The organism is Microbacterium sp. C7(2022) (genome assembly GCF_028823665.1).
Taxonomy (GTDB): domain Bacteria; phylum Actinomycetota; class Actinomycetes; order Actinomycetales; family Microbacteriaceae; genus Microbacterium.
On sequence record NZ_JAPEHV010000003.1, the window covers coordinates 159,338 to 174,359 of the forward strand.

The following is a 15,022-nucleotide window of genomic DNA, read 5'->3' on the forward strand; positions in this document are numbered from 1 at the left end:
AGTCTCCTCACGGCGGTGGTCCTGCTCGAGCGGATGCTGTCACCGGCAGCCCGGTGAACACCGCTGCGACGGTCACCGTGGCGACGAGCGATTCAACCTCACAACCGGCGAGTTCCATTCCCGCCGCTGCGGCAAGCTGCGCCGCGCGTTCACATGGGACTCCAACGATCGCGCCGCTCGCGGCATCGGCGGCGGCGAGCGCCGCGGAATCCGCGACGGCTGCGACGCGCTGCGACTGCACGTGAGCAGCACCCACAACGACGAGTCCCAGCGCCAGAGTAGAGGCCACGGCCACGGCACCTGCCGAAGCGACGGTGCCGGGCATCAGCCTCCCCCGTCGATCGCGCAGCCGGTCGCCGACAGCTCTATCCCGAGCCCGGCATCGAGCGTCGCATGCACGCACACCATGTCATCCGGCCCGCGTTCGACCACGCCTGTCGCCCCGTCAATGGCAGCGATGACGTCGTGGACCCGCTGCGCGCTCTCACCGCGTGCCGCCATTCGCGCCGCGTCGGCCACGGCATCCTGCAACCGCACATGACGCGCGCATGCGCCCAGTGCTCCGACCGTGATGACGATCACGGCAACGATCGCTGGCAACGACACCGCGAACTCGGCGGCGACCGCACCCCGGTCATCGGCCCATCCTCGAACGGGGCGCCGCCGGGAGCGCGCGCCGCCGAGTTCGCGCGCGCTCATGCGACCGTCAGCGCGCGTCGCACCAGATCCGTGAGGATGCCGCGCACCTCATCGCTGCGCATGATCACGACCAGCAGCCCGGCGAAGGCCACTGCGGCCATCGTCGCGATGGCGTACTCAGCGGTCGCCGCACCCGTGTCGTCTTTGCCGAACAGGCGGCGAGCGCGGCGCATCGTCACCGCGGGCACGTGTGAATCGTTCATGGACATTGTTCTCCTGTCATCGGTAGGTCGGGCACGGTTTCGGTGTGGGAGCGAGAGATCAGAAGTTCAACGACATCGTCGACATCACCCCCAGGAGCATCGGCGCGACGCCGAGCAGCAAGAACGCCGGCAAGGTACAGACGCCGAGCGGCAAGAGCAGGCGCGACGACAGACGGGCGGCGCGCATTTTCCCGTCGATGCGAGCGCGGTGACGAGCGAGAGCACCGCCCGCACGAAGCAACTCGCGAGCAGGGACACCCGCGGCCTTCGACAGCCGCAGATAAGCCTCGACGGCCGGATCGATGTCGACATCAGCGGCACCCACGATGGCGCGTGCTCGATCCATTGACACGCCGCCCGTCAGTGCGATCGCCATGAGGTCGGCACCCAGACCCGGCACACGCACATCCGTCCGCGCGCGCGCGACGAGCGCGCCGGTCCAGCGGTGCGCTGCGACGACGAGGACGAGTCCGGCGACGGCACAGACAATTCCTGCCGGCTCGGTCACCAGAATCGTGACGGTGTCGAACCCCAAGGCGGTGCCGAGGCCGATCGCGACCAGCGGCAGCCACCCCATCAATCGCGCGGTCCCCGCGGGCTCCGCCAGCGCCACACGCACGTCATCGGCGGTCTCGCGCCCGTCGCGCAATGCCGATGCCAGCGCGCGAAGACTGGGCGCAAGGGGGGCACCCACTGTCGTCGCCACCTGCCACGCCGCCCCGACGTCCTGCCAGACAGTTTGCTGAGGCGGCATGGCCTCCGATCGCAGGCGCAGCCGGCGGGGCGTCTCCTCCACCGTGGCGAGCTCGCTGATCGCCTGCGCAACCGTCATCCCGTCCGCCACCGAGGCGACAATGCGCCCCGCAGCGGGCTCACCTGTTGCAGCGAGATACTCCCACGCACGAAGCGGCGCGACGCCGGCCTCGAGCAGCACAGCCGTCTGCAGAACAAGATCAGCCTCACTTCCGACAAGAGTGTTGCGGGGAGTCTTCCCTCGCCCGGTCATGTCGGGCACGCGACGTCTTCCATGGCCAGACGCCCCGCCACGGTGACCACGGGGCGCCCGATGCCCGCCAATCGCCGCTTACCGGCCGCGTCACGCTCCACGTGGAGCACGTAACCGATGGCGCTCGCGACCTGTCGCGCCAACGCCAGGTCGTCGAGCCCGGCGAGCGCACCCAACGCCTCGAGGCGAGCTGGAACATCGTGAATGCTGTTGGCGTGTACGGTCCCCGCACCGCCATCGTGTCCGGTGTTCAGCGCGCTCAGGAGCTCTCGCACCTCTTCGCCACGGCATTCCCCGACTACCAGCCGGTCGGGGCGCATCCGCAATGCCTCTTTGAGGAGCCGCGCCAAACCGATAGCCCCGGCACCCTCGAGGTTGGCTTGGCGCGCCTCCAAACGCACGTGGTGAGGATGCTCGAGCGTGAGCTCGGCGACGTCCTCGATTGTCACGATCCGTTCGTTCGGTCCCACGGCGGCGAGCAGTGCCGCGAGCAACGTGGTCTTGCCCGCACCCGCAGCGCCGGTCACCAAGACGTTCTCGCGTGCCCGGATGAATCCTTCCAGCATGGTGCGGGCCGCAGCTGTGACAGTCCCCGCGAGTTCAAGATCGCCGAGAGAAGGCCGCACCATTCTCGGCACCCGCAGCGAGATGGTGGTGCCGTCGACGGCGACGGGCGGCAGCACCGCGTGGACGCGCAGTCCCCCGTCGAGCCTCACGTCCACGGCCGGGCTCGCGTCGTCGATGTGGCGGTCGCCCAGTGCGATCAGCGCGACGGCAAGCTCGCGCACGTGCGATTCCCCGGCCCGCCAGCGCTCCACGCGGCGAGGGCCATCGCCGCGGTCGACGAACAGGCCGGTCGCGCCGTTGATGAAGATGTCGGTTACGGCAGGGTCATCCAAGAACTCGGCGAGCGGTTGCAGCAACGGATGCCGCGGCTGGGCCAGTCGCGTGGCGACCGCCCGCTCGGTCTCGGAAGGTCGCTCGGTCTCGGGAGGTGGCTCGCCCTGCCCTGCGTCTGTGCGACGCGGTGGCGGAACGAAGCGGGCCGTCGGAGCAAAGCAGGTATCCGGAGGCCGGATTAGTGAGTCCGTCGCTCGGGCGTGAGCGTCAGGGCGAAGCGCCACCACGGGAGCGAACGCGGGCGACCCCGCGCCGGCGGCACCGGGACCTGGGCCGGGCTCGGCTGCGCGGCCGGTGGCACGCGGCTGAACGACGAAAGCGGAGGGCATGTCCCGACGCTAGATACCCGCGCGCTGCGCTACCGCACCAGACCTGAACGCCGTGGAGAACCCCCGCAGACCATCGCCTGGGGAGGAGGGGGCACGACACCGAGAAAAAACGGGGGCGGCATCCCATGGGGGGAATGGGATGCCGCCACGCGCAGCGTCACACTTCGGGGGTGATTTGGACGCTGCGATACACGAATCGAAGTTCGGCCGTTGTTGAGCATATGTGACAACAGCGTTGACAGCCAGCGGTTCGGGCGCGAATCCCACTGATATATCGCTCTGAATGCAAAAGTTCGTGGCTACCTACTATCGGAGGTAGTGATCAGTCCACGCCGACTGTACGGTGCTGACAAGCTCGCCGGCACTCCGGCGTCGTGTTCCAGCCCGCAAAGGAGCGTGCTCAGATGAGCAGCCAGATCGACCACCTTCTGAACGAGTCCCGGCGTTTCACCCCGTCGCCCGAGTTCGCCGCGCAGGCGCAGGGCACCGCAGAACTGTACGAACAAGCATCCGCTGACCGCGAAGGGTTCTGGGCTGACAAGGCCCGCGACCTGCACTGGCACACCCCGTTTACGGAGGTCCTCGACTGGTCGAACCCACCATTTGCGAAGTGGTTCGACGACGGCGAGATCAACGTGGCGTACAACTGCCTCGACCGCCACGTCGAAGCCGGCAACGGCGACCGGGTCGCACTGTTGTGGGAAGGCGAGCCCGGCGACGAGCGCCGCGTCACCTATGCAGAGTTGACAGACGAGGTCAAGCGTCTCGCCAATGTGCTGGAAGGTCTCGGGATCGGCGCAGGCGACCGGGTGGCGATCTACATGCCGATGATCCCCGAAGCCATCGCCTCGATGCTCGCCGTTGCGCGCATCGGCGCGATTCACTCTGTGGTCTTCGGTGGCTTCTCGGCCGACAGCCTTCGTGCACGCATTGACGACGCGGGCGCGAAACTCGTCATCACCGCAGACGGCGGCTACCGCAAGGGCAAGGTGTCGCCGCTCAAGCCCGCCGTCGACATGGCACTGGCCGACCGCAACGGCTCAGGTGTTCAAGAGAGCGTCGAGCATGTTCTCGTCGTCAAGCGCGGCGAGAACGAGGTCGACTGGACCGAGGGTCGCGACCTGTGGTGGCACGATGTCGTGCCCGCGGCATCCGCTGATCACGTCGCCCAGCCCTTCCCCGCTGAGAACCCGCTGTTCATCCTGTACACGTCGGGCACGACCGGAAAGCCCAAAGGCATCTTGCACACCTCCGGTGGGTACCTCACGCAGGCGGCCTTCACCAACAAGGTCGTGCATGACATCCACCCCGAGACCGACGTGTATTGGTGCACGGCCGACATCGGCTGGATCACCGGCCACAGCTACGTGACCTACGGACCCCTGGCGAACGGGGCCACCCAGGTCGTGTACGAAGGCACACCCGACGCACCGCACCCGGGACGCTGGTGGGAAGTCGTCGAGAAGTACGGCGTCACCGTGCTCTACACCGCGCCGACCGCGATCCGCTCCTTCATGAAGCTCGGTCGCGCGATCCCGCAGAAGTTCGATCTCTCTTCGCTGCGCCTGCTCGGTTCGGTGGGCGAGCCCATCAACCCGGAAGCCTGGGTCTGGTACCGCGAAGTCATCGGCGCCGGCGACGCGCCGATCGTCGACACCTGGTGGCAGACCGAGACCGGCGCGATCATGATCTCGGCGCTGCCCGGTGTCACCGAGACCAAGCCCGGGAGCGCCCAGGTGCCAGTGCCCGGGATCTCGGTCGACGTCGTCGACGAAGACGGCGCACACGTCGGCAACGGCAACGGCGGACTTCTCGTTATCACCGAACCGTGGCCGAGCATGCTGCGCGGCATCTGGGGCGACCCCGAACGGTTCGTCGAGACGTATTGGGAGAAGTTCCAGAAGCAGAATTTCTACTTCGCCGGTGACGGTGCGCGTCTCGACGACGATGGAGACGTGTGGTTCCTGGGCCGCGTGGACGATGTCATGAACGTGTCAGGTCACCGCCTGTCGACGACCGAGATCGAGTCCGCGCTGGTGGGGCACGAAGCCGTGGCCGAGGCTGCCGTGGTCGGCGCCTCGGACGAGACGACCGGTCAGGCGGTGGTCGCGTTCGTGATCGTCAAACAGTCCTACCTCAACGCACACCCGGTCGAGGGGCTCGGGCAGACGCTGCGTTCTTGGGTGGGCGAGCAGATCGGCCCGATCGCGCGGCCTCGCGACGTGTACATCGTCGGCGAACTGCCGAAGACACGATCCGGCAAGATCATGCGGCGTCTGCTCCGCGACGTCGCCGCGGGCCGTGAGGTCGGCGACACCACGACCCTTGCCGACACCGCGGTGATGAGCATCATCTCGGCACAGGTGAAGTAGACGGCTGCGCCGACAAAGATGGCGGATGCCACGTGGAATCGCTCCACGTGGCATCCGTCATTCATCATGCGTGGGTGAAGATGACCTCTACCTCGACCGGCGAGTCGAGAGGAAGCACCGGGACTCCTACGGCAGAGCGCGCGTGGATGCCAGCATCACCGAAGATCTCGCCAAGAACGTTGCTGGCGCCATTGATCACGCCAGGCTGACCGGTGAACTCGGGCACCGATGCGACGAAGCCAACGACCTTGAGCACGCCCGTGAGGCGGTCGACGTCTCCGACAGCCGCGGCGGCCGCGGCAATGGCGTTCAGAGCGCACTGGCGAGCCAGCGCCTGCGCGTCGGCGGGGGCCACCAAGGCGACTTCGTCACCGACCTTGCCGGTCGCCGCGAGCGCCCCGTCGACCATGGGCAGCTGCCCGGCGGTGAATACCAAGTCGCCGTGAACCTTCGCGGGAATGTAGGCGGCGACGGGGGGAACGACCGTGGGGAGTTGGATGCCGAGCTCGGCCAGCCGCGACGAGATGCTCATCACGCCCCCTCGAACTGCTTGGCTGCTTCGGCCGCTGCGCCCAGGCCCGCGTTGGCCTCGCCGCCGCCCACCGGGCGCTTGAAGTACGCGACCAAGCCACCTTCGGGCCCGGTCACCACCTGGACGAGCTCCCACCCCTGCTTGCCCCAGTTGTTGAGGATGGCGGCGGTGTTGTGAATGAGCAGGGGTGTGGTGAGGTATTCCCACGTCGTCATGGCGACTCCCGTCGAAGGCATGAAAAACAGGTCGGTGATAGCTGGGAATCCCCCCGCGTGGGCATACCCGTCAAGGGATCGCCCAGGGTTCTCCCCTACGATCAAGCCTATGCCTGGAACCAAAAGGACAGCCACTGGCGTGCTCGGCGGATTCGCCGGCGTCGTCGGCTTGAGCGTCGTCGCCGGTATTCTCATCAGCGCGACAGTGACCCCTGCCATCGCGCTGTCCGGCAACGCCGCGTCGAACGCGATCACCATGTTCGACCAGCTGCCCAGCAGCCTCGAGATCGACAAGCTCATGTTGCCGACGACGATCTACGCCAAGGACTCCGAGGGCAACGACAAGGTTCTCACCCAGTTCTACGACCAGAACCGCTCCCCCGTCGATTACGACGAGATCGCACCCGTCATGTACGACGCCGTGCTCTCCAGTGAAGACCCCCGCTACTACTCGCACGGCGGCGTCGACATCATCGGCACCAGCCGAGCCGTGCTGTCCAACATCCGTGGTGGTGCGGAAACACAGGGTGGCTCAACCATCAGCCAGCAGTATGTGAAGAACATCCTGGTGCAGAAGTGTGAAGCCGGCGCCGACGAACAGGCCCGCACCGAGATGACCGCTGAACGCGAGCAGGCCGCCGAAGAAGGCACCGCCGCCGCAGAGGCCGCAAGGGCCGAGGCTGAGGCCGAAGGCAAGAGCGAAGACGAGATCAAGAAGATCGTCTCGGAGTTCACCACCGAGTACATCGCTCCCAACGCCACTGAACTACGTACTCGCAGCGACGAAATCAAAATCAACTGCTGGAGCGAAGCCACCACGGCAGCCGGCAGCGAAGGCATCCAGCGCAAGCTGCAAGAGATGCGCTATGCGATCGCCCTGGAGCAGAAGTACTCCAAGAACGACATCCTGCTCGGCTACTTGAACATCGCCAACTTCGGTGGTCAGACGTACGGCATCGACGCGGCATCCCGCCTGTACTTCGGTATCCCCGCTTCGAAGCTCGATTACGCGCAGGCTGCGACGCTCGCCGGCATGGTGCAGAACCCGAACCTTTACCGCATCGACCTCGAGGGCGGCACGACCACCAACACCGACGGCGAAGGCGTCAACGGCGAAGCAGACGGGTACTCCCTGACGAAGAAGCGTCAGCAGTACGTGCTCGATCGCATGCTCGAAGACGGCAAGATCACGCAAGAGCAGCATGATGAGGCGTACGAAGCGCCCATCGAACCAAAGATCACCACGCCGAAGACCGGTTGCGTAGCCGCCACAGGAGCGGAGTACTTCTGCCAGTACGTGCGCTACGTCATCGAGGCCGACCCTGCGTTCGGAGAGAACGAGGTCGAGCGCCGTGAGATGCTGCGCCGCGGCGGGCTCAATGTCTACACGACGCTGGACTGGGATTTGCAAAAGACCGCACAGGAGAGTGTGTCCAAGTGGACGCCCTCCAAGCTCGAGGGAGCCGACTATGGTGCGACCGCCGTCAGCGTGGAGGCCGACACCGGTCGCATCCTGTCGATGGCGCAGAACACCAAGTTCTCCGAGACGAAGGAAGCGCCGGGCTTCACCTCGATCGTCTACGCCGGCGACAAGACCTTTGGCGGCTCGACCGGGTTCGGCGCGGGTTCGACCCTCAAGCTGTTCACGCTGCTGGACTGGCTCGAGCAGGGCCGCTCGGTCAACGAGGTGCTCAACGGGCGCTTGCGAGTGATCGATCATCTGACGAACAGTTGCGACGGTGACTGGTACAACACCTCGGACACGCTGGTCCACAACTTTGCCAAGGTCGGCGGATACGTCGGCACTCCGATGCAGTTCACCCGTGACTCGTTGAACACCGGGTACTTCGCGATGGCAGAACAGCTCGACATGTGTGACATCCCCAAGGTCGCGTCGAAGCTCGGCGTCGACGGGGTAACGATCGAAGGCATCGCCTCGATTATTGGGCCGGTCGCCGTCTCGCCGCTCGCGATGGCTGGCGCGTACGGCACGGTCGCCAACAACGGCGTGTACTGCGAGCCAAAGGCCATCGACAAGGTGGTCGATTCGGACGGTGTCGAGCTGGCATTGCCGGAACGTAGTTGCACCCAAGTTCTCGACCCGGCTGTTGCGTCGACTGCTGCGTACGCCCTCCAGGGCGTCATGAACTACGGCGGCACGGGCGCTGCCGGTAACCCGTTCGACGGCACACCGATGATCGGCAAGACCGGTACTCACGAGACATTCCAAACCTGGCTGGTCTCGTCGTCCACCAAGGTGGCGACCGCGGTATGGTCCGGAAACGCTAAGGGCTTTAGTAACGTCTACAACCCGTACTACAACGGCGTGGAGATGTCACAGTTTCGCTACTTGATCACGAAGGACATCGCCCGCAAGGCCAACGAGCTCTACCCGGGCACGGCCTTCCCGCAGCCGGACAGCAACCTCACGCGTCAGGTGTACACCACGCTGCCGAACGTTGTCGGCATGTCGATGGACCAAGCACGTTCGACGCTTGAGGCTGCAGGATTCAGCGTTCGCGAGGGCGACGCGGTGGACTCGGGCGAGCCCGAAGGCACCGTGGCCGAGCAGTCCCCCGGCGCCGGTCGTGTCGCGGGCGGCACGCTGGTGACGATCTCACCGAGCAACGGAAACGGCTTGACGGTTCCGAACGTCAACGGCTCTGTCGCAAACGCTGAGTCGGCGCTGCGCTCGGCAGGATTCGGCCGAATCAGCTCGTCGTGTTCAGAAGATGAGAACGCAGGTGGCGAGTCCGTCACAGGTACGTCGCCTGCGGCTGGCGAAGTCGTCAACCGCAACACCCAGATCACCATCAACTACGTCTCCCCCAACTGCGGCGGCGGCAACGGTGGTGGAAACGGCGGCGGCAACGGCGGCGGTGGCAACTGGAACAACGGCGACGGAGACGACTGACGCATGGCGGCAACATCCGCTCGCACCGCCCTCACCGCGCTCGGCGCCGTGGGGGCGGTTGCCGCTGGCGCCGCGGTCTGGGGCATCGGCATCGAGCGCTACTTGTTCACCGTCCGTGAGCACACGCTGCGCGTCCTCCCGCCCGGCTCACCCGCCCTCCGCGTGCTGCACCTCTCGGACGCGCATATGGCTCCGTGGCAGCATCGCAAGCAAGAGTGGATAGCCTCGCTCGTCGACCTCGCACCCGACCTGATCATCAACACCGGTGACAACCTCGGTCACGCCGAGGGACTACAAGGAATCCGAACCGCCTTCGCGCCCTTCCGCGGCATCCCTGGCCTGTTCGTCCACGGATCGAACGACCACGCCGCCCCGAGCCCGAGGAATCCGTTCAAGTACTTCATGGGACCTTCGCGCGTGCGCCACACCGAGGAACCCCTCGACACGCACGCGCTCGACGAATATTTGGCAGACGATCTCGGCTGGATGCCATTGAACAACGCAGCAACGTCGCTCAACGTCGCCGGCGTGAGCGTCGACGCGTTCGGAGTGAACGACGCACACCGCGGGTGGGATCGCTTGGAGGAACTCCCCGAGGCGCTGGACACGGTGCGTACGGGCCACAGCACCGACCACGAGCGCTTCACCTTCGGTGTCACACACGCCCCCTACCGTCGCGTGCTCGACGAGTTCACCAGCCTCGGTGCCGACATCATCTTCGCCGGCCACACGCATGGGGGGCAGGTCCGCATTCCCTTCTCGAACTCGGCTCTCGTGGCCAACTGCGACATTCCCCTGTCCCAGGCCCGAGGACTCAGCACGTGGACGCACGCCGGTCGCACGACGCCCCTCAACGTCAGCGCAGGTATCGGTCACTCGATCTTCGCCCCGGTGCGATTCGCGTGCCGGCCTGAGGCATCACTGCTGACCCTGACGCCCCGAGCCGAATGAGTTCGAGTCTCCGTCGGTTCGGTGCACGGCCGATCATCGGGTAGACTCGGAGGGTTGCCACCGGGGTGTGGCGCAGCTTGGTAGCGCGCTTCGTTCGGGACGAAGAGGCCGCAGGTTCAAATCCTGTCACCCCGACCAACACAGAGGGCCCCACCACGCAGTGGGGCCCTCTGCTTTCCGCCGACGCGACAGGATCACCATGCCCCGCACCACCCCGCCGAAGCTCGTCGCATTCGATCTCGACGACACGCTCGCCCCCTCGAAGACGGCGATCGCCCCTCGCATGGGCGACCTGCTGATCGCGCTTGCGGAGCGCGTGGAGGTGGCGATCATCTCGGGCGGGCAACTCGCCCAGTTCACCACCCAGGTGGTCGATCGGCTGCCGGATGCGTCCGCGGACGTGCGCGCTCGGTTCCACCTGATGCCCACGTGCGGCACCCAGTACTACCGGCTCGCAGAGGACGCCGTCACGACGATCTACGCGCGCACGCTGACCGAAGACCAGAAGACCCGGGCACTGACCGCCGTCGAGTCCGAAGCGCGGCGCCTCGGACTCTGGGAAACAGAAACCTGGGGCGACATCCTCGAAGACCGCGGGTCGCAGATCACCTTTTCGGCCCTCGGCCAGCAGGCACCGGTTGAGGCGAAGTCAGCGTGGGACCCGACCGGAGAGAAGAAGAACACGCTCCGCGCGGCGGTCGCAGCCCTTCTCCCCGACCTCGAGGTGCGGTCCGGAGGTTCCACATCGGTCGACATCACCGAGCGAGGGATCGACAAGGCGTATGGCATGACGCAGCTCGCCGAGCAGACCGGCATCCCACTCGATGACATGCTGTTCGTCGGCGATCGGCTCGACCCCGACGGCAATGACTACCCGGTACTCGCAATGGGTGTGGATTGCCACGCAGTCGAGGGTTGGGATGAGACCGCCGAGTATCTCGAACGCCTCATCCCCGCCCTTCCCGTGCGCGACTGAGGCTCAGGCCTTATTCGCCGGCGCCGTCTTCTTGGCGGCGGCGGGCTTCGTTGCGGGCGCCGTCTTGCTCGCGGCGGACGACGAACGCGGGCGACGAGCGGATGCTGCTGCCGCCTCGGCTGAACCAGTTGGCATCGGCATGAGGCGCGTCAGCTGCGTGACGTGGCGCGGCTCGAGCTCCTCGATGCTCGAGACACCGAGCAGCTTCATCGTGCGCTCGATCTCGGTGCGGAGAATCTCGATCGTGCGGTCCACGCCCTGGCGACCACCGGCCATCAGACCGTACAGGTATGCACGTCCGATCAGCGTGAACTTCGCCCCGAGGGCAATGGATGACACAATGTCGGCACCGTTCATGATGCCGGTGTCGACCATGACCGTGGCGTCCTTGCCGACCTCACGAACCACCTGCGGCAGCAGGTGGAACGGCACGGGTGCGCGGTCGAGCTGACGACCACCGTGGTTGGACAGGATGATTCCGTCGACGCCGGCGTCGATCAGACGCTTGGAGTCGGCGACGTTCTGCACGCCCTTCACCACGATCTTGCCGGGCCAGATCTCGCGGATGATCGCGAGATCGTCGTAGCTGATCGTGGGATCCATCGCGGCGTTCAGCAACTCGCCGACCGTGCCGCCGGTCGTCGACAGCGACGCGAACTCGAGCTTCGGCGTGGTGAGGAAGTCGATCCACCACCAGGGGCGCGGGATGGCGTTGATGATCGTACCGACGGTCAGCTGCGGCGGAATGGCAAAGCCGTTGCGCTTGTCGCGCAGGCGCGCGCCGGCCACCGGAGTATCGACGGTGAACTGCAGCGTGTCGAAACCCGCTTCGGCGGCGCGGCGCGCAAGCCCGTAAGAGATCTCACGGTCGCGCATGACGTACAGCTGGAACCAGTTGCGCCCGTGCGGGTTCGCCTTCTTGACGTCTTCGATCGACGTCGTGCCGAGCGTCGAGAGCGTGAACGGAATACCCGCCGCTCCCGCGGCCCCTGCGCCGGCGACTTCACCCTCTGTCTGCATGAGACGAGTGAAGCCGGTGGGCGCGATACCGAACGGCATGGCCGACGTGCCCCCCAGCACCTGCGTCGACATGTCGACGTTCTCAGCGGGGCGCAGGACGTCGGGGTGGAACTCCACGTCTTCGAACGCCTGGCGTGCGCGCGCCAGCGACAACTCCCCCTCGGCGGCACCGTCGGTGTAGTCGAAGGCAGCCTTCGGCGTCCGTCGCTTGGCGATCGTCCGCAGATCGTAGATCGTCAGCGCCGAGTCGAGTCGGCGCTTCCGCGCGTCGAGCTCGGGCTTCTTGAACTGCATGAGTTCGAGAAGCTCGCGAGGGTTGGGCAGCTGGCGCTGAACCATGGGTGGTGCCTTTCGTCGGTAGTCGGGGGCCGCGGGAAAGCGCGCGGTCACTCGGTCGTAGTGCGGGCAAGGCCCGCATGGGCGTAATAGCCGGCAATGTGGTCGTGAATGAGGGTCGCCGCGCTGTCAGGGTCGTGGGCCTCGATCGCCGCAATGATTGCGCGGTGCTCGTGGCTCAGGCGGCTGGCCATGGCATCCCAGTCCTGCACGCGCTCCGCGCCCGCCTGCACGTACGACTCAATGGCGGTGCGCAGCCCTGCCATGGTCGCGGCGATAACGGTGTTGCCGGATGCTTCGGCCAGCGCCAAGTGCAACTGCGCATCGAGCGCCAAGAACTCCGAGGGTGTCAGCTCGGGGAGGCCCATCGCGGCAATCACCGTGTGCGCCTCGACGACATCTGGCGCGGGTTGCGCAGCCAGGTCGCGCACGACGGCGGACTCAAGGACGAGCCTGGTTCGTACGATGTCATCGAGCGGGAAGCCTTGAGCGGCGACCTGCAGCCGCAGCAGCGCGGCCATCCCGCCGCGCGGTGTCGCGATGATGATCGCGCCGGCTGTCGGACCCGATCCCGTTCCGGTGCGGATGAGTCCCATCACCTCGAGCACGCGCAACGCTTCGCGAACGCTGGATCGACCGACGCCGAGGGCGGCTGCGAGCTCACGCTCGGGCGGCAGGCGGTCCCCCGGGGCGAGGCGACCATCGAGCAGGTCTGACTCGATCTTCTCGAGCACGACCTGCCATGCACGCGCTGTTGCGGGCACGCGAGACTCCTTCTTTGTGGTCCGACCACACTAGCTCGTGGTCTGACCACTCTCAAACCGACAGCACATCACGAGCGTGTTCGTGTCACAATCCGACGCACGCGCTACCGTGTCGACATGGATCCCCTCGTGATCGTCCTCCTCGTGGCGGCGTGGGGAGCCCGCCTCACGTTCAACTTCGCACGCAAGGGCGGGTACACGGGGATGGAGGACTACCGCTGGGCGATCCTTCGCTCACGCATGAGCCCCGCGATGTTCCAAGTGTTCAACCTGCTGTTCATCGTGCTCTACCAGAACGCGCTGCTCGTGCTCATCACGCTGCCAGCGCTCGTCGCCCTCCAGAACCCCGTCCCCTTCGGAGTGTGGGATGCCGTGTTCTGCGCGCTCTTCGCCTGCTTCCTCGTCGGCGAGACAATCGCTGACCAACAGCAGTGGGTGTTCCACCGTCGAAAGGCGCAGGCGGCGCAACGCGGGGAACGCCTGAATCCCCCGTTTGCCACACAGGGTCTGTTCCGCGTGAGCCGGCACCCGAATTTCTTCTTCGAGCAGGCTCAGTGGTGGGCGTTTTACGCGATCGGTGCGGCGGCGGCCGTGGCATCCGGTGCCGGTGTCATGGGCGGGGTCGTCAACGCCTCAATCATCGGGCCGCTGCTGCTTACGGCGCTGTTCGTGGGGTCGACGATCTTCACCGAGTCGATCACGGCATCGAAGTACCCCGAATATGCCGCGTACCGCCGTACGACGTCGATGCTCGTGCCGTGGCCGCCGCGGCGGGCGAGCGTTCAGGCGCCGGCGTAGCCGTTGGGATTGGTCGACTGCCAGTTCCAATAGTCGCGGCACGCGTCGTCGATACCCAGCTGCGCCTTCCAGCCGAGTTCGCGTTCGGCCTTCGCGGGGTCGCAGTACGTGGCAGCCACGTCGCCCGGGCGACGCCCGAGCACGACCTTCGGCAGTTCTCGTCCCACCGCCTTCTCGAACGATGTGACCAACTCGTGAACGCTCACTGGAGTCCCGGTGCCGAGGTTGAACACCGCGAATCCCGGCTGCGCCTGTTCGAGAGCCACGACGTGCCCCTCGGCCAGGTCGACCACGTGGATGTAGTCACGCAGTCCGGTGCCGTCGGGGGTGTCGTAGTCATCGCCGAAAATGCCGATCTGCTCGAGGGAGCCCACGGCCACACGCGAGACGAACGGCATCAGGTTGTTCGGGATGCCGGCGGGGTCCTCACCGATCAGGCCACTCGGGTGGGCGCCAACCGGGTTGAAGTAACGCAGGATCGTCACGTTCAGGTCGGGATTGACCCGTGCGATGTCTTCGAGCACCACCTCGTTCATGCGCTTGGACTTCGAGTACGGGTTCGACAGATCGATGCTCGTGGTCGATTCTTCCGTGAACGGAAGATCGGCCGGGTCGGAGTACACGGTACCTGTGCTTGAGAACACGAAGGAGCGGATGCCACGGGCAAGCCCCACGCGCATCAGGGCATAAGTGGTGTCGAGGTTGTTGGAGTAATAGTCCAGTGGCTTCTGCGTCGACTCACCCACGGCCTTGAACGCGGCGAGGTGGATGATCGCATCGAACGGCCCGTGGTCGTCGAACACCCCGCTCACGACCGCGTCGTCGGCGGCATCCCCCACCACGAGCGGCACCGAAGTCCCGGTGATCTGTGCGACACGCTCTGCCGCGACGGCGTGGGTACCCGACAGATCGTCGAGCAGCACGGCCTCATGACCGGCATTCAGAAGCGCAACAGCAGTGTGAGTACCGACATAACCGGCACCGCCGGCGAGGAGAACACGCATGTT

15 protein-coding genes and 1 tRNA gene are annotated in these 15,022 nt (G+C 66.1%); 6 read left to right on the forward strand and 10 right to left on the reverse strand.

The window, feature by feature from the left end; genetic code table 11:
* Positions 1 to 7: 7 nt before the first annotated feature.
* From ON062_RS04960 to ON062_RS04980, 5 genes are read right to left on the reverse strand one after another with little or no spacing between them, the layout of a single operon-like run.
* Positions 8 to 325 carry an Rv3654c family TadE-like protein gene (locus ON062_RS04960; RefSeq protein ID WP_274646032.1) on the reverse strand — a complete coding sequence of 106 codons (318 nt, stop codon included), beginning with the start codon at positions 323 to 325 and terminating at the stop codon, positions 8 to 10.
* Complete coding sequence (locus tag ON062_RS04965) at positions 325 to 699, reverse strand: TadE family type IV pilus minor pilin (protein ID WP_274646033.1); 375 nt, start codon at positions 697 to 699, stop codon at positions 325 to 327. The genes ON062_RS04960 and ON062_RS04965 overlap by 1 nt, the downstream gene beginning before the upstream one ends.
* A complete protein-coding gene (locus ON062_RS04970) occupies positions 696 to 908 on the reverse strand; it encodes a DUF4244 domain-containing protein (RefSeq protein ID WP_274646034.1) in 213 nt (70 codons plus the stop codon). The genes ON062_RS04965 and ON062_RS04970 overlap by 4 nt, the downstream gene beginning before the upstream one ends.
* A 52-nt stretch (positions 909 to 960) precedes the next feature.
* Positions 961 to 1,908, reverse strand: coding sequence for a type II secretion system F family protein (locus ON062_RS04975; protein WP_274646271.1), 948 nt, complete (start codon positions 1,906 to 1,908; stop codon positions 961 to 963).
* Positions 1,905 to 3,137 (reverse strand): TadA family conjugal transfer-associated ATPase, encoded by a 1,233-nt coding sequence (locus ON062_RS04980; RefSeq protein ID WP_306802258.1) that lies wholly within the window; start codon positions 3,135 to 3,137, stop codon positions 1,905 to 1,907. Before ON062_RS04980 ends, ON062_RS04975 begins: the two co-directional genes overlap by 4 nt.
* Before the next feature lie 404 nt (positions 3,138 to 3,541).
* Here ON062_RS04980 and acs point away from each other — a divergent pair, with 404 nt between their 5' ends.
* Positions 3,542 to 5,509 carry an acetate--CoA ligase gene (acs, locus tag ON062_RS04985; protein ID WP_274646035.1) on the forward strand — a complete coding sequence of 656 codons (1,968 nt, stop codon included), beginning with the start codon at positions 3,542 to 3,544 and terminating at the stop codon, positions 5,507 to 5,509.
* Between the two features lie 64 nt (positions 5,510 to 5,573).
* On the opposite strand, the gene ON062_RS04990 is transcribed toward acs, so the two are convergent.
* Both ON062_RS04990 and ON062_RS04995 read right to left on the reverse strand, forming a co-directional pair.
* On the reverse strand, positions 5,574 to 6,041 hold the full coding sequence (locus tag ON062_RS04990; RefSeq protein WP_274646036.1) for a RidA family protein: 468 nt from the start codon (positions 6,039 to 6,041) through the stop codon (positions 5,574 to 5,576).
* Positions 6,041 to 6,256: a hypothetical protein gene (locus ON062_RS04995; RefSeq protein WP_274646273.1), complete on the reverse strand. Its 216-nt coding sequence runs from the start codon at positions 6,254 to 6,256 to the stop codon at positions 6,041 to 6,043. Before ON062_RS04995 ends, ON062_RS04990 begins: the two co-directional genes overlap by 1 nt.
* Positions 6,257 to 6,365: 109 nt before the next feature.
* On the opposite strand from ON062_RS04995, the gene ON062_RS05000 reads away from it, so the two are divergent.
* The 4 genes from ON062_RS05000 (at position 6,366) to ON062_RS05015 (ending at position 11,097) form a co-directional block, all read left to right on the forward strand.
* Entirely contained in the window at positions 6,366 to 9,170 is a 2,805-nt protein-coding gene (locus ON062_RS05000) for a transglycosylase domain-containing protein (RefSeq protein ID WP_274646037.1), read from the forward strand.
* A 3-nt stretch (positions 9,171 to 9,173) separates the two neighbouring features.
* On the forward strand, positions 9,174 to 10,121 hold the full coding sequence (locus ON062_RS05005) for a metallophosphoesterase (RefSeq protein WP_274646038.1): 948 nt from the start codon (positions 9,174 to 9,176) through the stop codon (positions 10,119 to 10,121).
* Positions 10,122 to 10,182: 61 nt separating this feature from the next.
* Positions 10,183 to 10,259: transfer RNA gene (locus tag ON062_RS05010), tRNA-Pro, on the forward strand.
* 61 nt (positions 10,260 to 10,320) lie between these two features.
* Positions 10,321 to 11,097, forward strand: a complete 777-nt coding sequence (locus ON062_RS05015) for an HAD-IIB family hydrolase (protein ID WP_274646039.1) — start codon at positions 10,321 to 10,323, stop codon at positions 11,095 to 11,097.
* Positions 11,098 to 11,100: 3 nt separating this feature from the next.
* Here the strand turns inward: ON062_RS05015 and ON062_RS05020 are convergent, their stop codons facing one another.
* Both ON062_RS05020 and ON062_RS05025 read right to left on the reverse strand, forming a co-directional pair.
* Positions 11,101 to 12,456 (reverse strand): alpha-hydroxy acid oxidase, encoded by a 1,356-nt coding sequence (locus tag ON062_RS05020; protein WP_274646040.1) that lies wholly within the window; start codon positions 12,454 to 12,456, stop codon positions 11,101 to 11,103.
* Between the two features lie 47 nt (positions 12,457 to 12,503).
* Positions 12,504 to 13,217 (reverse strand): FadR/GntR family transcriptional regulator, encoded by a 714-nt coding sequence (locus ON062_RS05025; RefSeq protein WP_274646041.1) that lies wholly within the window; start codon positions 13,215 to 13,217, stop codon positions 12,504 to 12,506.
* A gap of 117 nt (positions 13,218 to 13,334) precedes the next feature.
* Here ON062_RS05025 and ON062_RS05030 point away from each other — a divergent pair, with 117 nt between their 5' ends.
* Positions 13,335 to 14,015 (forward strand): DUF1295 domain-containing protein, encoded by a 681-nt coding sequence (locus ON062_RS05030; RefSeq protein WP_274646042.1) that lies wholly within the window; start codon positions 13,335 to 13,337, stop codon positions 14,013 to 14,015.
* On the opposite strand, the gene galE is transcribed toward ON062_RS05030, so the two are convergent.
* Positions 14,000 to 15,019, reverse strand: a complete 1,020-nt coding sequence (galE, locus tag ON062_RS05035; protein ID WP_274646043.1) for a UDP-glucose 4-epimerase GalE — start codon at positions 15,017 to 15,019, stop codon at positions 14,000 to 14,002. The two genes, ON062_RS05030 and galE, sit on opposite strands and share 16 nt — an antisense overlap.
* Positions 15,020 to 15,022 lie beyond the last annotated feature (3 nt).